This is a genomic window from Clostridiales bacterium FE2011 (assembly GCA_017569305.1).
In the GTDB taxonomy this organism is placed as follows: domain Bacteria; phylum Bacillota; class Clostridia; order Christensenellales; family Aristaeellaceae; genus Aristaeella.
Genome location: CP069418.1, coordinates 2715093 through 2736995 on the forward strand (window position 1 = coordinate 2715093; position 21903 = coordinate 2736995).

Annotated in this window: 18 protein-coding genes; 17 read left to right on the plus strand and 1 reads right to left on the minus strand. The window is 55.3% G+C overall.

Translation table 11 applies throughout. The features are described 5' to 3' along the window. Positions 1-9 precede the first annotated feature (9 nt). A complete protein-coding gene (locus JRC49_12345) occupies positions 10-1497 on the plus strand; it encodes a sugar transferase (protein QTE70574.1) in 1488 nt (495 codons plus the stop codon). Positions 1498-1638: 141 nt separating this feature from the next. Here JRC49_12345 and JRC49_12350 read toward each other — a convergent pair whose 3' ends face one another. Beyond that, positions 1639-4245, minus strand: a complete 2607-nt coding sequence (locus tag JRC49_12350; protein ID QTE70575.1) for a glycoside hydrolase family 3 C-terminal domain-containing protein — start codon at positions 4243-4245, stop codon at positions 1639-1641. A gap of 204 nt (positions 4246-4449) precedes the next feature. Between JRC49_12350 and JRC49_12355 the strand changes: the two genes are divergently transcribed. The 16 genes from JRC49_12355 (at position 4450) to JRC49_12430 (ending at position 21895) form a co-directional block, all read left to right on the plus strand. Continuing rightward, positions 4450-5406 carry an SGNH/GDSL hydrolase family protein gene (locus JRC49_12355; protein ID QTE70576.1) on the plus strand — a complete coding sequence of 319 codons (957 nt, stop codon included), beginning with the start codon at positions 4450-4452 and terminating at the stop codon, positions 5404-5406. A gap of 53 nt (positions 5407-5459) precedes the next feature. Further along, positions 5460-6143 (plus strand): flavodoxin family protein, encoded by a 684-nt coding sequence (locus JRC49_12360; GenBank protein ID QTE70577.1) that lies wholly within the window; start codon positions 5460-5462, stop codon positions 6141-6143. A 177-nt stretch (positions 6144-6320) separates the two neighbouring features. Further along, positions 6321-7142 carry an NAD(+) diphosphatase gene (nudC, locus tag JRC49_12365; GenBank protein QTE70578.1) on the plus strand — a complete coding sequence of 274 codons (822 nt, stop codon included), beginning with the start codon at positions 6321-6323 and terminating at the stop codon, positions 7140-7142. 5 nt (positions 7143-7147) lie between these two features. Then, positions 7148-7630, plus strand: a complete 483-nt coding sequence (locus JRC49_12370; protein ID QTE70579.1) for a GNAT family N-acetyltransferase — start codon at positions 7148-7150, stop codon at positions 7628-7630. A 17-nt stretch (positions 7631-7647) separates the two neighbouring features. Then, positions 7648-8214, plus strand: a complete 567-nt coding sequence (yqeK, locus tag JRC49_12375) for a bis(5'-nucleosyl)-tetraphosphatase (symmetrical) YqeK (GenBank protein ID QTE70580.1) — start codon at positions 7648-7650, stop codon at positions 8212-8214. 115 nt (positions 8215-8329) lie between these two features. Continuing rightward, complete coding sequence (locus tag JRC49_12380) at positions 8330-9109, plus strand: mechanosensitive ion channel (GenBank protein ID QTE70581.1); 780 nt, start codon at positions 8330-8332, stop codon at positions 9107-9109. Positions 9110-9225: 116 nt separating this feature from the next. Then, on the plus strand, positions 9226-10245 hold the full coding sequence (gene ansA, locus JRC49_12385; GenBank protein ID QTE70582.1) for an asparaginase: 1020 nt from the start codon (positions 9226-9228) through the stop codon (positions 10243-10245). Between the two features lie 154 nt (positions 10246-10399). Then, positions 10400-12073 carry a carbon starvation protein A gene (locus JRC49_12390; protein ID QTE70583.1) on the plus strand — a complete coding sequence of 558 codons (1674 nt, stop codon included), beginning with the start codon at positions 10400-10402 and terminating at the stop codon, positions 12071-12073. A 149-nt stretch (positions 12074-12222) separates the two neighbouring features. Beyond that, positions 12223-13155: an FMN-binding protein gene (locus tag JRC49_12395; GenBank protein ID QTE70584.1), complete on the plus strand. Its 933-nt coding sequence runs from the start codon at positions 12223-12225 to the stop codon at positions 13153-13155. A 169-nt stretch (positions 13156-13324) separates the two neighbouring features. Then, complete coding sequence (locus JRC49_12400) at positions 13325-14257, plus strand: LysR family transcriptional regulator (protein ID QTE72877.1); 933 nt, start codon at positions 13325-13327, stop codon at positions 14255-14257. A gap of 377 nt (positions 14258-14634) precedes the next feature. Further along, entirely contained in the window at positions 14635-15288 is a 654-nt protein-coding gene (locus JRC49_12405) for a redox-sensing transcriptional repressor Rex (protein ID QTE70585.1), read from the plus strand. Continuing rightward, entirely contained in the window at positions 15269-17971 is a 2703-nt protein-coding gene (adhE, locus tag JRC49_12410; GenBank protein QTE70586.1) for a bifunctional acetaldehyde-CoA/alcohol dehydrogenase, read from the plus strand. The genes JRC49_12405 and adhE overlap by 20 nt, the downstream gene beginning before the upstream one ends. A 14-nt stretch (positions 17972-17985) precedes the next feature. Next, a complete protein-coding gene (locus JRC49_12415) occupies positions 17986-18735 on the plus strand; it encodes a phosphotransferase (GenBank protein QTE70587.1) in 750 nt (249 codons plus the stop codon). A gap of 18 nt (positions 18736-18753) precedes the next feature. Next, complete coding sequence (locus tag JRC49_12420) at positions 18754-18996, plus strand: (2Fe-2S) ferredoxin domain-containing protein (GenBank protein QTE70588.1); 243 nt, start codon at positions 18754-18756, stop codon at positions 18994-18996. Between the two features lie 60 nt (positions 18997-19056). Next, entirely contained in the window at positions 19057-20733 is a 1677-nt protein-coding gene (locus JRC49_12425) for a 4Fe-4S binding protein (GenBank protein ID QTE70589.1), read from the plus strand. Further along, positions 20726-21895 carry a SpoIIE family protein phosphatase gene (locus tag JRC49_12430; protein ID QTE70590.1) on the plus strand — a complete coding sequence of 390 codons (1170 nt, stop codon included), beginning with the start codon at positions 20726-20728 and terminating at the stop codon, positions 21893-21895. The genes JRC49_12425 and JRC49_12430 overlap by 8 nt, the downstream gene beginning before the upstream one ends. The last annotated feature ends 8 nt before the right edge of the window (positions 21896-21903 follow it).

Below are 21903 nucleotides of genomic sequence, written 5' to 3' on the forward strand. Positions count from 1 at the left end.
GGTGTAAGCATGTACAAACGAAGGGTGCGCGGCTGGTCCCAGCATATAGACTTTATGTTTCTGGACATCCTCTGCGCTTTTGTCAGCCTTCTGGCTGCATTCCTGATCGTTGAAAAGGAAGGTGTAAACTCCCGCTTTTTCTGGTGGATGGCCCTGGAAATCATCCTGGTGAATACGGTTGTGATGATTGTCATGGACACCTATCACAGTGTGCTGCATCATTCACCGTGGGATGAGATGATCCGGCTCCTCAGCCAGACAGGAAATGTGATACTTGTCCTGCTGATTATCCGGCTGCTGGACCAGTCTGTTGAAGCAGACCTGCTGAAGATCACGCTATATGGCTTGCCGATGTATCTGGTGTCCTGTTATATCATGCGTCAGGTATACAAGAGTTTTCTGAAGAAAAAACACCATATCCATAACCGGCATTCCATGCTGATTGCGTTGGAAGCCTCCCAAATTCCGACAGTCATCCCGAGAATTCTCCGTTCGAATTATGGAATCTACCGATTCTCCGGTATGGCGATTATGGGAGCCAATTCTTCCGAAGAACAGGTGAGGCATGCGCTGAACCAGGTGCGGGAGGAGTATCCGGAAGTGGACACGATTCCGGTTGTGGCTACAGCTGATACGCTGGAGCAATACCTGACCAATAACTGGGTGGATGAAGTGTATCTGGACGTTCCGCCCGGAACAGATATGCCTGTGGACCTTATCAACAGCCTCATGCGCATAGGTATTACCATTCATACCGCCCTTACGTCCCTGGATGACATCGAATCCCGGCATAAGAACGTGGAATGGATCTGCGGTCACCTGACCATTACGACTTCTCTGGGTTATGTCACAGGGCGTGATCTGCTGCTGAAGCGAATCATGGATATCGCAGGCGGACTGATCGGTGCCCTGATTACACTGCTTCTTATTCCGACTGTAGGACTGGCAATCTGGCTCTCTGATCCGGGACCGATCTTTTTCTCCCAGATCCGGATCGGTGAAAACGGGAAGAAGTTCAGGATGTATAAGTTCCGCAGCATGTATATGGATGCGGAAGCACGGAAAAAGCAGGTGGCAAAGGAAAACGGCCAGGAAGGCCACCTTATGTTCAAGATGGAAAATGATCCGCGCATTATCGGAAGCAAACAAGGCCCTGACGGAAAATGGAAGAAGGGGGTGGGCGGATGGATCCGCGCCCTGTCCCTGGATGAGTTTCCTCAGTTTTTCAATGTCCTGAAAGGTGAAATGTCCCTGGTTGGAACCCGTCCGCCTACGGTGGACGAATGGCAGCGGTACGAGCCCTATCACCGGTCCAGGATGTCCACACGGCCTGGAATTACGGGACTCTGGCAGGTCAGCGGCCGCAGCAATATCCGCGATTTTAACACAGTGGTTCGTATGGACCGGGAATACATCGAAAACTGGTCTCTCAAAAAGGATATTTATATCTTATTCAAAACCATATGGGTTGTGTTCAGACGGATCGGAACGATGTAACTCCCATGTTATCTATCAAGTCCTGTTTCCCGCACGTAAGGGCTCCTGAGAGATCAGGAGCCCTTTTCTTAAGTTTCAGCATCACAAATAAGGAGACAGGGGAATGTATCCCTGCCTCCATAAACTGTCGTCTGTCTTACGTTATAATTCGATCTCCGCAGCAACCTGTTCATCCAGGCAGGAGCCGCCGGCGTATACCTGATATTGACCGGGCTCAATAACCTTTTTCCCGGCATCCTCCATATAGATTTCCAGGTCGCAGGGATTGACAACGAAGACTGCTTCCGCGCTTTCTCCGGGTGCGAGGCTGTGAAGCCGTTCAAAGCCGATAAGCCGGCGCAGCGGGTGGACCGTTTTCGAGGGCGATACGCGCCTGATATACAACTGGGCCACCTCATCGCCGGTTACGGCGCCGGTGTTCGTTACATTCACGGAGACCCGCAGGCCGCCGTTCTGTTTCTCAACTTTCAGACCGCTGTAGCCGAAGGCGGCATAGCTCAGGCCGTAGCCGAAGGGATACAGCACCGGTTTGTCAAAGTACCGGTAGGTACGGGGGTGATTGATCAGGTCATAGTCTTCCATCGGCGGCAGGTCTGCATCGCTTTTATACCAGGTCATCGGGAGACGTCCGGCCGGGTTCGCTTCCCCAAAGATTGCAGCGGCCAGGCCGTTGCCCAGATCCTGGGAACCGGTTGCGTTCAGCAGAATGGCCGGCACATGCTCCTGCATCCAGTTGATGGCGTAAGGATAGTTTGTGATCAGGACAACCGCGACGTTCGGGTTTACCTCGTATACCGTCTCCAGCAGTTTCTGCTGCAGGGGGATCATTTCAATGGTGCTCCGGTCGATCTCTTCCTTTGCGTTCATGACAGGGTTGCAGCCCAGGGCAACAATGACCTTTTTTGCTTTCCTGGCCAGTTCCTTTGCGCGCTGGATGCCGTCGGAGACAATCTCCACGGTGAGCGCTGTCGCTTCCTTTTCGGAACCGGCCCAGGCTTCCAGAATATTGCCGCCTTCCTTGGTGTTGCTTTCGGGTGCGAGACGGACCAGAGGATCCGTCTTCAGCTTTCCGTCCTCCAGGTAGACGTTGCGGTTGCCAAAACAGTAGAGCTTCACGTCGCAAGCTTCGTCATTCCAGTATTCGGTGAGCTCCACGCAGTTTGCATTCCGGGACTGCGGTGTGCGGACAGCGTCCGCTTTGCCGATGGTGAAGTTTTCCATGAGTTTAAAGGTGAATGGTTCATCGGAAGACAGGGTGATCTTTCCATCCGGTCCCACCGTCGCGTATTTCCTGAATTCGGGAGCGTAGAGGAAATTGCTGCCGCAGCCCCAGTTCAGCTGTTCGAAGACGACGGCATCTTCCGCCCTGTCCACCAGTACCAGTTCGGCCGGGCCGGGATCGGGGGCTCCCCACGGAATCCGCGCCGGACGGCTGGCACCGATATACCTGTTCCCAGCCCTGAAACGGAACAGGGTTTGTCCGCTTTCATAGGGAATTGTCCGGTGCATCTTCTTTTCCAGGCCGGCCTTCAGCGTCACCCTGTACAGCGGCTTTCCGGCGTACCAGTCCATATACCAGTTGTTTCCCACAAATCCGATCAGAGCAATATCGTCCTCTTTTGAGAAAGGCAGGAAATGGTTCTCGTTTTTCAGCAGGACGTTGGAGGACTTGCTCATTTCCAGGGAGATCCGTTTCGCCTCATCCGTCCCCACATCAGCCATATCCAGTTCGGCATAGGGGTCCTCCGGATCGAAGGCACCCTGGCGGATCAGCTCTACAACCGTGCAGGTAATGGATTTATCCATTTCTTCTTCGCTGATCAGGTCGCGCTCATAGGCTTCCTTTGCCGCTTTAACGACCTCGGTCTGATTGTCCAGCATGGCGTCCACACCGGCTTTCACACCCTCAGCCAGGGTTTCCGCATGGGATTCAAAATAATGATGGAAGTTCACGGTCTGCAGGAAATCGCCGCCGTCTGTCATGGCATACTGAATCCCCCACTGATCCTTCAGGATGTCCTGAACCTCATGGTTGAGCATGGCGGGCAGATGATTGATCTCATTATAGGAGGTCATAACGCCTTCCGCGTGGCCTTCCTGGGCGCAGTAGCGGAAAGGCTCCAGCTCATAGTCATATTTGACCTTGTCGCTGATGTCAAAGCTGTCATACGCGCGCCGGTATTCCTGGTTGTTGGCATAGAAGTGCTTCAGGACCGCGGCAGTCCGGACACGGTCTCCCCGGGCACCGGGGGCAAGGGGCGTGCCGTCATAGTTATGCTCATCCTGCATGCCGAGAATGTAGGCGGAAGCCATCTTGCCGGTCAGGTACGGATCTTCGCCGTATCCTTCCTCGTTCCGGCCCCAGCGGGGATCGCGGCACAGATCGACAGTGGGCGCAAGGCGGCCGTGACCGCCCTTGCCGACAGCATTTCCGAAGGCGCGGGATTCCTTTCCGGTCACGTCACCGGCTTTGCGGATCAGCTCCCGGTCAAAAGTTGCGGCCATACCGATGGGCTGGGTAAAGGAAGTCGTGGGCGTCGGCGGATACAGCTCTCCCTGACCGGCCCGGGCCTGAACGCCGTGGGCTCCCTCGCCGCCGCAGGTGGAGGCGATGATCCCCAGACGGTCGTTCCGGACCCGCAGGGAGAACCAGCTGAACTTTTCCTCAACCGACATTTGGGAAACGAGCCATTTCGCACGGGCTTCGTTCGAAAGGCCTGTATCATACAAAGGGGTATTTCTGTCCATATGCTGACCTCTTTTCCTTCGACAATTGTTTTAAATATCTTAAACCATAGAGTTGACTTCAAGTCAATAAATAAAAGATCATTCTGATGAACTGTTCCAGCAGCCTGTCATTTGTTGCTGTCGCTTCTCGCTTTTTGTGATATTGTTGATTTCCGGCTATACACATGGTATATTCGCAGTTAATGACACTGGAGGAAAACGATCATGACAAACAAGGAATTGCAAAGCATTTATTTCGGCGCCTATACTTTTGATGAGACAGAAGACGGCTGGCTGCAGGCGTTCCAGTATTCGAAGGAGCAGGTGGCATATTTTGAATCCTGCATCAAGATCGGACTGGATTTCTGGTATGACCGGTGCCTGGCCACTACCGCCAAGACGCTGGAGATGACCACGGACGCCCGGACGATTTCCTTTGAATACAAATGTATCTGGGAGGGATCCCCGGACTCCTTTGAACTGATGGTTGACAGACTGATTACCGAAATCCGTTACGTGAAGGACCTGCCGAAGGAAGGAAAGCTGGAATGGAAGCTTCCGGAAGGGAAAAAGGATATTGTGATTTATCTTCCTGCGGACGCGACCGTGCTGATCCGCAACTGCGAGATTGACGGATCCTTTACTCCGGCGCGCAAGAATGAAAAGGTGCTGTGGCTCGGGGATTCGATTACCCAGGGCTACGGACCGCTTCGCTCCGCGATGACGTACGTCAGCGTGGCCAACAGGATCCTGAACTACGACATCATCAACCAGGGAATCGGCGGATACGTCTATGACAAAAAGTCCCTGATGAAGATGGAAGGCTATACACCGGACAAGATTATTGTGGCCCTGGGAACAAACCAGTTCGGCTGTGAAACCATGAAAGACGTGGAAGAATACTATGAAACGCTGATCGGAATTTACGGAGAACGGATCCCGATTCTTTGCATTTCACCCCTATGGCGCGGGGATTTGCCGGAACAGATTCCCGTGCTGATCCGCTTCTGCGAAAACGTGAAAGCGATCGCCGGCCGTTATTCCAATGTGAAAGTGGTTGACGGGTTCAGACTGGTTCCGCACCTTCCGGAGTACTTCCTGGACAATCTCCATCCCAATGCGCTGGGAGCGGAAGTCTACGGCAGGAACCTGGTGGAAGCGATCAGAAACCTGAAGTTCTGACCTGGATCCGGGAGCTAAACAGATCCATTACACTGAGAAGAGGAGCGTATGTTATGAAAGTACTTGTACTGAACGGGAGCCCCAAGAAGAAAAGCGATACCTTCCGGATGGCGGCAGCCTTCCTGCGGGGACTGAATAAAAACCAGGAACACGAGGTTCAGATCGTCAACGTGATTGACAAAAAGATCGCCCCCTGCAGGGGATGCTTCGGCTGCTGGCAGAAGCTGGACGGTCACTGCGTGATTGAGGACGACCAGAATGCCCTCCTGGACGAATACCGGAGTGCCGACATCATCATCTGGAACTTTCCGCTGTATTGCTACGGCATGCCGTCCCACCTGAAGGCGTTCCTGGACCGGACAATCCCGCTGGTCAAAATGGATATGCGCCAGGAGGAGAACGGAAGGGTACGGCATGAAGCCCTGGTCGATTTTTCCAGGATACATACGGTGGTTCTCTGCGGATGCGGATTCCCGGACTGGGAAGGGAATTTTGACGGACTGAAGATGCAGTGCAGGCAGTGCTTCGGCAACCTGGAAATGGTTTGTGTTCCGGAAACTCCCATGCTGAACGTCCCGGAAGCCGCGCCGCTGGCGGATCCGCTGCTGGCCAGCTTTGAAAAGGCAGGGGAGGAATATGCCGCCAGCCTGAAGCTTTCAGCGGAGACAATCGCCAGGCTGGAAACCCCGATGATCCCGAAGGAGATGTATATCAATATTGTGAACGGAAACGCATAAGGCATTGCATTTCATAAAACGGACTCCTGGAAAACAGGAGTCTTTTTGATTTCAGCCGTTCAACGCGAAAAAAGAACCGGAAAGTCGTCTGCTGTTCCGTTATCACGTTATTGATCGTAAAGCAGTTTTCAGCTATGATAACCTGGAAAACAAGACTGTGTATGGAGAATCAGAAATATGATCCAGGATATTGAACCATCCAGGCTGGACAACGCATTCAGGCCGGGAAACCCTGAGGAAAAAGATTTCGTCCTGCTTTTTGACGTGGACGGAAGAATACTTGTCAGAACAGGAGACGGAAAGATTCGTTTTACCACTGGGAAAGAGGTTCCGGCAGACGGTACAGTTTATCTGTTTTCGGTGGATGGGGACAGGTATTTCTGCGCGCTGACACCCGCCGGGACAGCGCTTCCGGGGTTTGAATTCAGGACAGTGCGGGAGCTGCGGGACGCCGGCAGCGGCAAAGAGCTTTTTGCCGCATTTACCGCATATCACCTGTGGCGGTGGTATGCCGACAACCGCCGGTGCGGACGGTGCGGCGGGGAAAACAGATGCCATACCGCGGAACGGGCCCTGCAATGCAGCATTTGCGGGCATGTGGTTTATCCGAGGATCAATCCGGCTGTCATTGTCGGCGTCATCAAAGGTGACAGCCTGCTGATCACCCGGTACCGGAAAGGCTATGCGCACAACGCGCTGGTTGCCGGTTTTACGGAAATCGGCGAGACGCTGGAGCAGACCGTGCATCGGGAGGTTATGGAAGAAACCGGCGTCAGGGTGCATAACATCCGGTATTACAAGTCCCAGCCCTGGGGAATGGCGCAGGACCTGCTGGTGGGCTTTTACTGTGACGCGGACGAGGAGTCCGTGATCCGGATGGATCCGAATGAACTGAAATATGCTGAATGGGTACGGCGGGAAGACATCGTCCTGCAGCCGAACAACCTGAGCCTCACCAATGAGATGATGAGGATGTTTAAAGAAGGGAAAAAGGTATAAGGCAAATGATTGAGTTTAAGAAATTTACCGATTTCCCGCGGGGCACGCTCTATGATATCCTTGCGGACGCCTATTCCTACGATAAAAGAAACCGGCAGATCTGGGAGGAGAACTGGAAGGAGACGGATGACTTCTTCTATGATAATCCGGAGATTGCCGACAAATACAGCCTGGTCACCTGCCTGGACGGAGAACCGATCGGGTTTGCGACGTGGGATCCGCGGCACAGACCGGATTACGTCGAGATCGGCCATAACGGTATCCGGGAACAATACAAGCGCAGGGGATACGGACATCTGCAGCTGGAAGAGGCCTTGCGCAGGATCCGGGCGTATGAGGGACTGAAGCGGATCATTGTGTGTACCAACAGTAACCTGATCGCTCCGAGGAATTATGAGTCAGTTGGCTTCGTTCTATATGACAGGAAGCCCAATGAGACGGAAAGCGCATATACCGGGGATTATCTATACTACGAAATCGTTCTGTAAGGGGAAAGCCTGACAGCATGAATGAAGAACTGATCAGAGACACCTATTTGACCCGAAACAAGGTCAAAACGCTGAAGCATGTGGAAGAAGTGGCGGAGACGGCGGTATGGCTGGCGGGGATCCATAAGCTGGATATACAGAAAGCCAGGACGGCGGCGCTGCTGCATGACATCAGTGCGGTGATGTCGCCGCTGGAAATGTATGAGACGGCTGTGGAACGCGGCATGCCGATTGATCCGGCAGAGGAGAAATATCATTTTCTCCTGCACCAGCGGATATCCAGGATCATTGCGGAGGAACAGTTCGGCATCCGGGATGAGGATATCCTGAGTGCGGTTGAATGCCACACGACCCTGAAGCAAAACGCCGGTCCGTATGACCAGCTTGTCTTTATCGCGGACAAGATCTCCTGGGATCAGGAAGGGGTTCCGCCTTATTATGAGGAGCTGAAGAAAATGGCCGAGGAATCCCTGGAAGAGGCCTGCTTCTTTTATATCCGTTATCAGTTCGAAAACAAACTGCTGCTCATGCCGCACCGATGGATTTCGGAAGCATATGAGGATCTGAAGAAAAACCGGGGATGAATAATTGCAGAGCTGAACGGGCCGATGATATAATGAACCCGTCTCAGGACAGGAATAAAAGTACATAAGAGCAGAAAGGAACAGGAGCATGGTTACGGAAAGCAGCAACAGTATCATGAATTGGCTCAAGGATGCAGGACTGAAGCTTCTCGGCGGTATCGCGGTGCTTGTGATAGGATTCCTGCTGGTTCATTGGATCGGCAATATTCTCAAGCACAACAAGAAATTCCACGCGATTGAACCGACGCTGCGGGGTTTCCTGCAGAACCTGGTCAAGATCACCCTTTCCGCGATTGTGGTCCTGACCGCCGTGAATATTATAGGTATTCCCATGACCTCCGTTCTGACGCTGCTGGCTTCCGGAGGCGTGGCCATCGGCCTTGCGCTGCAGGGCGCAGTAGGCAACCTGCTCGGCGGACTGATTCTCCTGATTCTGCGGCCGATCCGGGCGGGGGAATACGTAAAGATCGGCGACAGCGAAGGCACCGTCAAAACCGTGGGCGCTTACTATACGGAGCTGATTACCGTGGACAACAAACAGCTCTGCCTGCCCAACGGTGCCCTGACCAATACGACCATTGTCAATTTCTCCCGGGAGGGAACGAGACGGCTGGATCTGACTTTCTCTGTTGACTACGGCAGCGATATGGATCAGGTGTACCGGGTGCTGAACGACCTGGTGGGCCAGGAGACAGCCGTTCTGAAGGATCCGGCTCCGCAGATTGTCCTTTCCAAGTGCGCGGACAGCAGCCTGGATTTTGCAGTCCGGGTCTGGGTCAAAACCGCTGATTACTGGCCGGTGAACTTCCGGCTGCTGGATAAAGGAAAGCGGGCGCTGGACGCCGCCGGCATCTCCATTCCGTTCCCCCAAATGGATGTGCATGTTAAATCCTGACCGAACTGAAAACGGAGTTCCTGAATATCAGGAACTCTTTTTTGATGCTTGCCAGATGAGCAGGGATCTGGGATAATAGTCCGGTTTGAATGAACAAACACTGCCCGGAGGAACGCATGAAACAGGAACGGAAAAGAATACTGATTATCTATACCGGCGGAACCATCGGCATGATGAAGACCCGCCACGGCTATGCCCCGCAGAAGGAGAAGTTCCATCAGCTGCTGGACGCCATTCCGGAGCTTAAGGCAGAGGGCATGCCGGACTGGGAAGTTGTGGACATGGATCCGCTGCTGGATTCCTCCAACATTACCGTAAGGGAATGGAACACCATCGGCACCATGATTGCCGGCAACTATGACCGGTTTGACGGATTTGTTATCCTCCACGGAACAGATACCATGGCCTATACGGCTTCGGCCCTCTCTTTTACCCTGCGGAACAACAGCAAACCGGTGATCCTGACCGGATCCCAGATTCCGCTGTGCGAGATCCGGAACGACGCCCGGGACAACCTGATTACCGCCATGCAGGTGGCGGCAGATGACCGGGTGCATGAGGTGTGCCTGTATTTCGGCGGGAAGCTGCTGCGCGGGAACCGGTCCATCAAGTATTCCGCGGATGACCTGATCGCCTTTGAATCCCCAAACTTCCAGCCGCTGGCGGAGGTGGGAATTGAGATCCGGTACAATTTCCCCGCACTGCTTCCGGCCTGCAAAGAGACATTTTCCCTGCAGACCCTGAAGAGCGTTCCCATCGGGGTTATCAAGGTTTTCCCCGGAATTCAGTTTGAACTGTTTGATTCGATTATGACAGAGCGGCTGAAGGGAATCGTAATCGAAACCTTCGGCGCCGGCAACATTCCCGGATCCTCGGACGCGCTGCTGCCGATTATCCGCAAGGCCAGTGAAAACGGAACTATTATTATCGTCTGCTCCCAGTGCCCGCACGGCACCGTCGCACTGGGTGCGTACGAGACCTCGGAGGCACTGCGGAACGCAGGCGCGGTCAGCGGGTATGACATCACCACGGAGGCTGCCGTTGCCAAGCTGTACTATTTGTTCAGCTGCGGGCTGGAGGAGAAGGAAATCCGCTCCAGAATGGAGCAGAGCCTGCGCGGAGAGATCACAATCTGAAGACGTAAGACAACAAGGCAGAAGGGCTCCTGAAGCATCAGGAGTTCTTTTTTTGCGTTCTTTTTGTATTTCAATTGACAATCCGGGGATGCAGTGATAGCTTACTGAAAAATAGTCCGGACAAGTTATTCATACGAGGGAGGATGAATTGATTATGAACGGTTTACTCATGATGATCATTGCCATCGTTGTACTGGGCGCCGGCTATCTCGTTTACGGCCGCTGGCTGGCGAAAAAGTGGGGTATTGATCCCAAAGCCAAGACGCCGGCCTACGAACTGCGGGATGGCGTTGACTATGAACCTGCCGATACCCATGTGGTCTTCGGACACCAGTTTGCTTCCATTGCCGGCGCTGGCCCCATCAACGGTCCTGTGCAGGCGGCGGTTTTCGGCTGGGTGCCGGTGCTGCTGTGGGTCCTGATCGGCGGCGTATTCTTCGGCGCTGTGCAGGACTTTTCAGCCATGTACGCCTCTGTGAAGAACAAGGGACGTACCATCGGCTATATCATTGAGGAATACATCGGCAAGGTCGGCAAGAAGCTTTTCCTGCTGTTCTGCTGGCTGTTCTGTATCCTGGTGGTTGCAGCTTTTGCCGACGTGGTTGCCGGCACATTCAACGGCTTTGCCGCCGACGGCGCCCGGATTACTGCCAACGGCAGCGTCGCGACCACAAGCATGCTCTTTATCGTCCAAGCGGTGGCCCTGGGCTTCCTGCTCCGGTTCTCCAAGATGAACAAATGGGTCAACACCCTGATTGCCATCGCCCTGCTGGTGGTCGGCGTCGCGGTGGGCCTGGCCCTGCCGGTGTTCATTCCGGCCAATACCTGGCATATCATCGTGTTCATCTATATCATGATTGCTTCCGTGGTTCCGGTGTGGGCCCTGCTGCAGCCCCGGGACTACCTGAACAGCTACCTGCTGGTGTTCATGATCCTGGCTGCGGTGGTTGGTATCATGGCGACCAATCCCAGCATCAACCTGCCGGCATTCACCAGTTTCACGGTGGCAGGAACCGGCAACCTGTTCCCGATCCTGTTCGTGACCATCGCCTGCGGCGCCGTTTCCGGCTTCCATGCCCTGGTTTCTTCCGGTACAGCCTCCAAGCAGATTAAGAATGAAAAGCATATGCTGCCGGTTTCTTTCGGCGCCATGCTGATGGAATCCCTGCTGGCTGTGATCTCCCTGATCGCAGTGGCCAGCTTCGCGGCGGGAGAAGCCGCGGCGGCTGGTTATTCCACCCCCACGCAGGTGTTTGCGGGCGGCGTTGCCAACTTCCTGGAGAAGCTGGGCATGCCCCATAACATTATCTTCACGCTGATCAATCTGGCGGTTTCCGCTTTCGCCTTGACCTCCCTTGACTCGGTTGCCCGGATCGGCCGGCTGTCCTTCCAGGAGCTGTTCCTGGACGCCTCCATCAAGGATGAGGACATGAAGCCCTGGCGCAAGGTGGTAACCAACAAATACTTTGCGACGGTGATTACGCTGGTGCTGGCCTATATCCTGGCAAAGATGGGATACAAGAACATCTGGCCGCTGTTCGGCAGCGCCAACCAGCTGCTCAGCGCGCTGGCGCTCATTGCCTGCGCTGTTTACCTGAAGAAGACCAACCGCAAGGGCTGGATGCTGTGGATTCCCATGGTGATCATGCTCTGCGTGACGCTGACAGCCCTGGTCCAGAAGATCATTGCGCTGATCGGCGATCCGACCGCGGGGAACATCCTGCAGCTCGCTTTTGCCGTTGCATTGTTTGTGCTCGGCGTGATCGTGGCGGTGCTCGGCTTCAGACGGCTGGCTGAAAAAACTCCGCAGGAAGCACAGAACGCTTAAGGAACTGCAACGAAGCATCCGGGAAACCGGATGCTTTTTTATTTGGCACATTCCCGACGCTGTTGACAGGAATGGCAGCTTTCCGTAAAATGAAACCAGATGTCTGAAATGTACACACAGACTGAAAAACAGAAAAGGGAGATGAAAAAATGGACATGAACCGTCGTGAATTTTTGCGTACCGCCGGAAAAGCCGCACTGGGTGCGGTCGCAGTCAGCAGCCTGCCGCTGCCTGTTGTGGCGGAAGGGAAGGAAACTCCCGTATGGCCCTGGAAATATGTGCCGCTGGACAAGGATGAGCTGCTGAAGCGCTGCTATGAAAAGTTCTATGAATACGGAGGCTGCGGCGGAGGATGCTTTGGCGGCATCATCGACATCATGAGTGAAGTGACCGGCTATCCCTATAATGAGATGGTTCCCGGCCGCACATGCGCCCTGATGGGCGGCGGCTTTGGCGCGGGAACGCTCTGCGGTTCCCTGGCGGGCGCCCTGATGTTTGTGGGCCTGGTGTGCGAACCCCAGGACGCTGCTGCTGTGCGTGACCAGCTGTTTGCCTGGTACCGGGAACACAGCTTCCCGCAGTACCAGCCTGAATTTGAATCCATCACTACCGTGGCTCACTCCATCAACTGCGTTGATTCCGTAGGCACCTATATGGCGGCGACCGGATACAAGATGGCGGATCCGGAACGCAAGGCCCGCTGCGCGTCTGTGACGGCCGAAGTGGCAGTCAAAGCCATTTCCCTGCTGAACGTCCTGTACGGATACGAAGAGGCTGAACCGGAAGAGGAAGCCGCTCCCGCAGAGGAGGCGCTGGCAGCCAATGAGTATATCGGCACCGGCATCAGCGAAATCGGCGGCGAGGTGAAGGTGAAGGTCACCATGGACGGGGACAAGATCGCGAAGATTGAAGTGCTGAGCCACAACGAAACTGCCGGCGTCAGCGATCCGGCCTTTGCGGCCATTCCCGACGCGATCATCGCGGCCAACTCCACCGAGATTGATACAGTTTCCGGCGCGACCAAGACCAGCGAAGCCCTGATTGCCGCCGTGAACGATGCCCTGGCGCAAATCAAGAAATAAAAAACCGCGGCATATTACAGTCAACAGGATCGGAGGCCTTTCAGACAGGCCTCCGGTTTTTGTTCCGCCTGCAGCGGCACTGGCAGAAATTGTCTGTTGTGTTATAATAGACATGTCCGATCTGGTTTTCCGGGCATTCTTTTACGTTGAGACCGAGGGAGATGAAAGCGTGAACATTCTGCACCTGAAGTATGCTGTGAGCATCGCGGACAACGGCTCCATCAACAAGGCAGCGGAAGAAATTCATGTAGCCCAGCCCAACCTGAGCCGGGTAATCAAGGAACTGGAAGCCGACCTGGGGATTACCATTTTCCAGCGCAGTGCCCACGGTATGATCCTGACCCCGGAAGGGGAGGAGTTTGTGGGCCGGGCCAGGAAGATCCTGGAGCAGGTGGACGACATGGAACACATGTACAAGTCCGGACAGCCGGCCTGCCAGCGCTTTTCCATCTCCGCCCCGCGGGCCAGCTACATCTCCGACGCTTTTGCCCATTTTTCCCGGTCACTGAGCAAGGATGACGCGGAAGTTTTCTACCAGGAAACCAATGTACTGAAGGCTGTGAGAAACATCCTGGAGGTAGGGTATAACCTGGGCATCCTCCGGTATGCCTCCAAGCATGAAAAGTATTTCCGGGAGATGCTGGAAGATAAGGACCTGACCGGGGACCTGATTATGGAATTCACCTACTGTCTGATCATGCATGAGGACAGCCCGCTGGCAAAAATGGAGACCATCCGGATGAAAGACCTGGCCGGATATATCCAGATCGCGCATGCGGATCCCTATGTACCCTCCATGCCGCTGTCCGTGGTCAAGAATGAAGAACTGCCGGATATTCCCCGGAGGATTTATGTGTTTGAGCGGGGCAGCCAGATGGATCTGCTTTCGGAAAACCCGGAAACCTTCATGTGGGTTTCCCCGATTCCGGAGCGGCTGCTGAAGAACCTCCACCTGGTGCAGAGACGCTGCGTGGATAACCAGAAACTGTACCGGGACGTGCTGATCCGCAGGAAGAATTATCACCTGACAGAGCTGGATAAGCAATTTATAACGGAACTGACAATTTCAAAACGAAATTGTCAGTTCGATGAAAACGCATAATGCGTTTTCATCAATGAATACTGAAAACTTAAGACTTAAAAATGAATAATGGTGGAGAAAAGCGCTTCCGTATACGGCGGAAGCGCTTTTGTTGAATAAATGGGATTTCCTTCGGAATTCTTAGTAAGGGATTTCTCCACTACGGCTACGCCTTCGGTCGAAATGACAGCCTGGAGTGCGTTGTTCTGTGCAATGAATATGGTTGACAAATAAGGTTTTGTTTGTTGCTTATTCTTGCCTCGTTACGGGGCAGGTTTCTTTTTATATCGATATATCGATAAAGAGTTATCGATATATATATAACTCATATACGGTTTTGGTAATTCCGCTGAGACGCCTGTTCTTCTATAATAACCCGCGGCAAGGAGGGAAGGGCCATGAGGAGCAGTACGCTGTCCAAAGCGACGATGGGTAGGCTGCCGTTGTATCTGCAGTTTATCCGCACCGTACAGACGGAGAATGTTTCATCCGCGACTGTTGCCCGGGCGTTGGGACTGGGCGAGGTTCAGGTTCGAAAAGACCTGGCCAGCATCTGCCCGGCGGGGATGCCGAAGATTGGCTATCCGACGGAGCGGCTCCGGGAAGACCTGGAAGCAGTGCTGGGCATGAAGCAGACGATCCCTGCGGTGGTGGTCGGCGCCGGTAAACTGGGCAGAGCCCTGATGGCCTATGACGGATTCCGGGAGTACGGGCTGGAGATCGCGGCGGCGTTCGATACCCGCGTGACCGATTCAAGCCACGAACGGAAACCGATCCTTCCCATGGAAGAGATGAGCGGATGGTGCCGGGAACATGAGGTTCACATCGGGATCCTGACCGTACCGGCAGGAGCGGCCCAGGAGGCTGCGGACCAGATGGTGAACAGCGGCATCACAGCGATTCTCAGTTTTGTTTCCGTGCCGATCCGGGTACCGGATACCGTGACGGTGAAGCATGAAAACATTGCGTTATCCCTTGCCTGCCTGAAGATCGTAGCAGGCATGTCCAATGAAACAACGGAGGAGGATTCACATGGATCAGAAGACCTATGAAACGGTGGACAGCCCGGAAACACTGGAGGCTGCCATAGCCCGGGTGCGGGAAGCACAGCGCCAGTACGCCTCCTACACCCAGGAACAGGTGGACAGGATTTTCCTGGCAGCGGCAACCGCCGCCAATCAGGCCCGCATTCCCCTGGCCAGGATGGCTGTTGAGGAAACCGGCATGGGTGTGGTGGAAGACAAAGTGATCAAAAACCACTATGCCAGCGAATATATCTACAATGCCTACCGGGACACCAAAACCTGCGGTGTGATTGAAGAAGACAAAGCCGGCGGTATGAAGAAGATTGCGGAGCCCATCGGTGTGGTGGCCGCCGTGATTCCGACCACAAACCCAACATCCACTGCCATTTTCAAATCCCTGATCTGTCTGAAGACCCGCAACGGTATTATCATCAGCCCCCATCCCCGTGCCAAACAGGCCACGATCGCTGCCGCGAAGGTAGTGCTGGAAGCAGCGGTCAAAGCCGGCGCACCGGAAGGCATCATCTCCTGGATTGACGTGCCCAGCCTTGAAATGACCAACACCGTGATGAAGGAAGCGGACATTATCCTGGCGACCGGCGGTCCCGGCATGGTGAAGGCGGCCTACTCCAGCGGCAAGCCAGCCCTGGGCGTGGGCGCCGGCAACGTGCCCGCGGTGATCGACGAAAGTGCGGATATCCTGCTGGCAGTCAACAGCATCATCCATTCCAAGACCTTCGATAACGGCATGATCTGCGCTTCTGAACAGAGCGTGATCGTCGTGGACAGCGTCTATGACAGCGTGAAGGCTGAATTCGCTGCCCGGGGCTGCTGGTTCCTGAAGGGAGAAGAGCTGAACAAGGTCCGGAAGACCATCCTGATCAACGGCGCCCTGAACGCAAAGATTGTGGGACAGAGCGCATACAGGATTGCCGAGCTTGCGGGTGTGACCGTTCCGGAAGGCACGAAGGTGCTGATCGGTGAGGTTGAATCCGTGGATATCTCCGAGGAATTCGCCCATGAGAAGCTGTCCCCGGTGCTGGCAATGTACCGGGCACAGGATCTGGAAGACGCGTTTGCGAAGGCTGACAGGCTGATCGCGGACGGCGGTTACGGCCACACCGCTTCCCTGTATATCAATACCCAGAAGAAGCAGGAAGTGCTGGATGCTTTCGCGGCCCGGATGAAGACCTGCCGCATTGTGGTGAACACCCCATCCTCCCAGGGCGGCATCGGTGACCTGTACAATTTCCGGATGATGCCTTCTCTGACGCTGGGCTGCGGCAGCTGGGGCGGAAACTCCGTGTCTGAAAACGTGGGTGTGAAGCACCTGCTGAATATCAAAACCGTGACGGAAAGAAGGGAAAACATGCTCTGGTTCCGCGCTCCTGAAAAGGTGTACATCAAGAAAGGCTGCCTGCCGGTGGCCCTGAGCGAACTGAAAACCGTGATGGGAAAGAAAAAGGCCTTCGTGGTAACAGACAGTTTCCTTTACCACAACGGCAACACCAAGCCGATTACCGACAAGCTGGATGAGATGGGAATCAGCCATGCCACCTTCTTCGACGTAGCGCCCGATCCGACCCTGGCCTGCGCCAAAGCCGGCGCCGAGCAGATGCGCCTGTTCCAGCCGGACGTGATCATCGCCCTGGGCGGCGGAAGCGCCATGGACGCGGCAAAGATCATGTGGGTGCTGTATGAGCATCCCGAGGTTGACTTCATGGACATGGCCATGCGCTTCATGGATATCCGCAAGCGGGTATATACCTTCCCGAAGATGGGCGAAAAGGCGTACTTTGTCGCGATCCCCACTTCCGCCGGAACCGGCAGCGAAGTGACTCCCTTCGCGGTTATCACCGATGAACAGAGCGGCGTAAAGTATCCGCTGGCGGATTACGAGCTGCTGCCAAATATGGCAATCATTGACACGGATTTCCATATGACCGCCCCCAAGGGCCTGACCGCGGCCAGCGGTATCGACGCGGTGACGCACGCGCTGGAAGCCTACGCTTCCATGCTGGCAACCGACTATACGGACGGACTGGCCATCCAGGCACTGAAGAACATCTTCACCTACCTGCCCCGGGCTTACGATGACGGCATGACGGACGTGGAAGCCCGTGAGAAGATGGCCAACGCCGCCACCATGGCTGGTATGGCTTTCGCCAACGCTTTCCTGGGTGTGTGCCACTCCATGGCGCACAAGCTGGGCGCCTTCCATCACATTGCCCACGGCGTGGCCAATGCACTGATGATTGAAGAGGTGCTGCGGTTCAACGCCGCGGAAACCCCGGCCAAGATGGGGACCTTCCCCCAGTATGAATATCCCCACACCATGCGGCGGTACGCTGAAGTGGCGGAAGCACTGGGCATTACGGAAGGTACCGACGAAGACAAGCTGGAAGCGCTGATCAAGAAGATCAATGACCTGAAAGCCTATGTGGGCATCAAGTCCACGATCCGGGATTATGTGCCGGATGAGAAGGACTTCCTGGACCGGCTGGACGCCATGACAGAGCAGGCCTTCGACGATCAGTGCACCGGCGCCAATCCCCGGTATCCGCTGATGAGCGAAATCAAGCAGATGTACCTGAATGCCTACTACGGCGGGAAGCACTTCACCGAAACGGCCAAGCCCACTGAGTATGACATCGCCACCTACGAGGATGACGCGGCCAAAAAAGCCTATCGTCCCGGACATAAGCTGTGAAAGGGGGAAGGACAATGAATCAGGATCGAGTAATCGCCGTACGGAACGCCAAGACGATTTATCGGGACGGAGACCGGTGCCTGAAGGTATTCAACGCCGAGTATTCCAAGGCAGACGTGCTGAATGAAGCGCTGAACCAGGCCCGCATCGAGGAAACCGGACTGCATATCCCCAAGGTTCTGGAAGTGACCGTGCTGGACGGAAAATGGACCATCGTGTCCGAATTTATTGCCGGAAAAACCCTGAGCCAGCTGATGAAAGACAACCCCGACGATAAGGACAAATACATCGGGCAGATGGTGGACCTGCAGCTGGAAGTGCAGAGCAAAACCTGCCCGCTGCTGAACAAGCTGAAGGACAAGATGAACCGCAAGATCAGCCAGGCCAGCCTGGACGCTACCATCCGGTATGATCTTCATACCCGGCTGGAGGGAATGCCGAAGCACAACAAGGTGTGCCACGGCGACTTCCGTCCCTCCAATATCATCATCGCGAACGACGGAACGCCCTACATCCTGGACTGGAGCCATGTGACCCAGGGCAATGCCTCCGCCGACGCGGCCCGAACCTACCTGCTGTTCTGCCTGAAGGGCGATACCGAAGGCGCTGAAAAGTACCTGGACCTGTTCTGTGAAAAAAGCAACACGGACAGGCGGTACGTCCAGAAGTGGATGCCGATTGTGGCGGCCAGCCAGTCGGTGAAGGGCAACGAACAGGAGCGGGAATTCCTGCTCAGATGGGTCAATGTGGTGGAGTACGAATAAGAACGGAGGATAAAGCATATGAAAATCACAGTCTGTATCGGGTCTTCCTGCCACATCAAGGGATCACGGCCGGTAGTTGAACAGCTGCAGGCCCTGATTGCGGAGAATGATCTGGGAGACCGGATCGAACTGGGCGGCACCTTCTGCATGGGCAAATGCCAGCAGGGTGTGTGCGTGACCGTGGACGGGGCGCTGTTCTCCGTTTCACCTGAAAGCGTAAAGGAATTTTTTGAGAAACAAGTGAAGGCGAAGCTGGCGTAAATCAATACGCACCGGGCGGAGGAAACACCGCCCGGCGCCTTTTTGCAAGGAGGAAGCCGCATGCCGCACGGCCTGACACTGAAAAAAACAAACTGTAAAAACTGTTATAAATGTATCCGGCACTGCCCGGTGAAATCCATCCGCTTTTCGGGAAACCAGGCCCATATTATCGGCAATGAGTGCATCCTGTGCGGTACCTGTTTTGTTGTCTGTCCGCAAAATGCCAAGCAGATTGTGGACGAGACGGAAAAGGTGAAGGTAATGATCCAGAGCGGGGAGCCCGTTGTGGCCTCCCTGGCGCCTTCCTTTATCGCAAACTATCCCGGCGTGGGTATTGAAAGCATGCGGGAAGCCCTGCAGAGACTGGGCTTCCGGGACGCGGAGGAAACCGCCCTGGGAGCTACCCAGGTGAAGCGGGAATACGACCGTATGCTGCGGGAGGATGACCGCGATATCGTCATCTCTTCCTGCTGCCACAGCGTCAACCTACTGATCCAGAAGTTCTTCCCGCGGGAGCTGAAGTACCTGGCGGACGTGGTTTCGCCCATGCAGGCCCACTGCCAGGACATCAAAAAGCGGATTCCCAACGCGAAGACGGTGTTCATCGGACCCTGCCTGGCCAAGAAGGATGAGGCGGAATACTACGAGGGAATCGTGGACGCCGTGCTGACCTTTGAGGAACTGACCAGCTGGCTGCGGGCGGAGAAGATCGGCCTGCGGCAGGATATCACCCCTGAACCCAACAGCCGGACACGGTTCTTTCCTACAACCGGCGGCATCCTGAAGACCATGGACTGCGACGCACCGGATTATACCTACCTGGCAGTGGACGGCGTGGAAAACTGCATCGCGGCCCTGAAGGACATCGAGAGCGGAAGGATCCACCACTGCTTTATAGAGATGAGCGCGTGCAAGGGCAGCTGCCTGGGCGGCCCGGTGATGGAAAAGAACCGGTGCAGCCCCGTGCAGGATTACCTTGCGGTGTCTTCCTTCGCAGGGGACAGCGATTTTGAAATCCGGCAGCCGGAGAACCGGCAGATGCGGAAGTTCTTTGAGCCCATTGACCTGAAGGCGGCCATGCCGTCCGAAGCGGAAATCACGGAGATCCTGCGGGAAATGGGCAAGTTCAAGCCCAGCCAGGAGCTGAACTGCGGCTCCTGCGGATACGATACGTGCCGGGAAAAGGCGATTGCCATCTACCAGGGAAAGGCCGAAATCTCCATGTGCCTGCCTTTCCTGATGAACAAGGCGGAGAACATGACGGACGCCATTTCCCGCAATTCCCCCAACGGCATCCTGATGCTCAATGACCGGCTGGAGGTTCAGCAGATCAACCCCATGATGATGAAGCTGCTGAATATCCATGATGCCGGCGCGGTGCTGGGCGACCAGGTGGTGCGCATCCTGGATCCGCTGCCCTTCATGAAGGTGCAGAAGACCCACAGGGGGATTTTCAACGAGCGGGTATACCTGACCGAATACGGCTGCTATGTGGAGCAGACCGTGGTGCCCGCGGAGGAAGGCCGGATGATCCTGTGCATCATGCGCGACGTGACCATGGAAGAGGAAACGCGCAGAGAGAAGGAAGAGATCAGCCGGCAGACGGTGGAAGTGGCAGACAAGGTGGTGGAGAAGCAGATGCGCATTGTGCAGGAGATTGCTTCCCTGCTGGGCGAGACCGCTGCGGAAACCAAGATTGCGCTGTCCAAGCTGAAGGAGTCGATTACCAATGAATGATCTTTGCTGCGATATCGGCTTCAAAAGCATTAACCATACAGGCGAACAGCTGTGCGGCGATCATGTGGATATCGCCGAGCAGGAGGATGGCTCCACGGTGATCGTGCTGGCGGACGGACTGGGCAGCGGCGTGAAGGCCAGCATCCTGTCCACCCTGACCAGCAAGATCATTTCCACCATGCTGGCGGCGGGCCTTTCGCTGGAAGAGTGCGTGGAAACCATCGCCGCCACCCTGCCGGTGTGCTCGGTGCGGGGCGTGGCCTATTCCACCTTTACCATCCTGCGGATCATCCAGAACCGTATGGCGGAAGTGATCCAGTATGACAATCCCCATGTGATCCTGCTGCGGGACGGCGCCAACTGGGACTATCCCCGGCAGGAAATGTCCATCGGCGGGAAGCAGATTTACCGCTCGGTGATCCGGCTGCAGGAAAACGACGTGTTCATTGCCATGAGCGACGGCTGTCCCCATGCCGGCATCGGCGTAGGATACAACTTCGGCTGGAAGCGGGAAGATATCATCTCCTACATGGAGGCCATGAACCTGTGCGGGTATTCCGCAAAGCTGCTGTCCACCATGCTGGTGGACGAGTGCGACCGGCTGTACGGCGGGAAGCCCGGCGATGACGCCACGTCCTGTGTGGTGCGGATGCGCAGGCGGGTGCCGATGAATATGCTCTTCGGCCCGCCCGGAAACCGGGACGACACGGACCGGATGATGAGCCTGTTCTTTGCCAAGGAAGGAAAGCACATCATCTGCGGCGGAACCACATCCTCCCTGGCGGCAAAGTGGCTGAACAAGCCGCTGCGGCCTTCCCTGAACTATGAGGGGGACATCCCGCCCATCGCGAAGCTGGAGGGCGTGGACCTGGTGACCGAAGGCGTGATCACGGTGAACCGGGTGGTGCAGTATGCCCAGGATTTCATCGGGGACAATACCTGCTACGACGAATGGAGCAATCACAAGGACGGCGCCTCCCTGATCAGTCAACTGCTGTTTGAGGAAGCGACGGATATCAACTTCTATGTAGGCCGGGCAATCAATCCGGCACATCAGAACCCGGACCTGCCGATCAATTTCAGCATTAAGATGAACCTGGTCCAGGAATTGAGCGCGGCACTGCAGAAGATGGGCAAACGGATCAAGGTCAGTTATTTTTGAGGTGAGAG

Bases quoted from the DNA above. Each gene is read 5' to 3' on its own strand.
- JRC49_12345 (QTE70574.1), top strand. From the start codon at position 10: ATGTACAAACGAAGGGTGCGCGGCTGGTCCCAGCATATAGACTTTATG.
- JRC49_12350 (QTE70575.1), bottom strand. From the start codon at position 4,245: ATGGACAGAAATACCCCTTTGTATGATACAGGCCTTTCGAACGAAGCC.
- JRC49_12355 (QTE70576.1), top strand. From the start codon at position 4,450: ATGACAAACAAGGAATTGCAAAGCATTTATTTCGGCGCCTATACTTTT.
- JRC49_12360 (QTE70577.1), top strand. From the start codon at position 5,460: ATGAAAGTACTTGTACTGAACGGGAGCCCCAAGAAGAAAAGCGATACC.
- nudC (QTE70578.1), top strand. From the start codon at position 6,321: ATGATCCAGGATATTGAACCATCCAGGCTGGACAACGCATTCAGGCCG.
- JRC49_12370 (QTE70579.1), top strand. From the start codon at position 7,148: ATGATTGAGTTTAAGAAATTTACCGATTTCCCGCGGGGCACGCTCTAT.
- yqeK (QTE70580.1), top strand. From the start codon at position 7,648: ATGAATGAAGAACTGATCAGAGACACCTATTTGACCCGAAACAAGGTC.
- JRC49_12380 (QTE70581.1), top strand. From the start codon at position 8,330: ATGAATTGGCTCAAGGATGCAGGACTGAAGCTTCTCGGCGGTATCGCG.
- ansA (QTE70582.1), top strand. From the start codon at position 9,226: ATGAAACAGGAACGGAAAAGAATACTGATTATCTATACCGGCGGAACC.
- JRC49_12390 (QTE70583.1), top strand. From the start codon at position 10,400: ATGAACGGTTTACTCATGATGATCATTGCCATCGTTGTACTGGGCGCC.
- JRC49_12395 (QTE70584.1), top strand. From the start codon at position 12,223: ATGGACATGAACCGTCGTGAATTTTTGCGTACCGCCGGAAAAGCCGCA.
- JRC49_12405 (QTE70585.1), top strand. From the start codon at position 14,635: ATGAGGAGCAGTACGCTGTCCAAAGCGACGATGGGTAGGCTGCCGTTG.
- adhE (QTE70586.1), top strand. From the start codon at position 15,269: ATGGATCAGAAGACCTATGAAACGGTGGACAGCCCGGAAACACTGGAG.
- JRC49_12415 (QTE70587.1), top strand. From the start codon at position 17,986: ATGAATCAGGATCGAGTAATCGCCGTACGGAACGCCAAGACGATTTAT.
- JRC49_12420 (QTE70588.1), top strand. From the start codon at position 18,754: ATGAAAATCACAGTCTGTATCGGGTCTTCCTGCCACATCAAGGGATCA.
- JRC49_12425 (QTE70589.1), top strand. From the start codon at position 19,057: ATGCCGCACGGCCTGACACTGAAAAAAACAAACTGTAAAAACTGTTAT.
- JRC49_12430 (QTE70590.1), top strand. From the start codon at position 20,726: ATGAATGATCTTTGCTGCGATATCGGCTTCAAAAGCATTAACCATACA.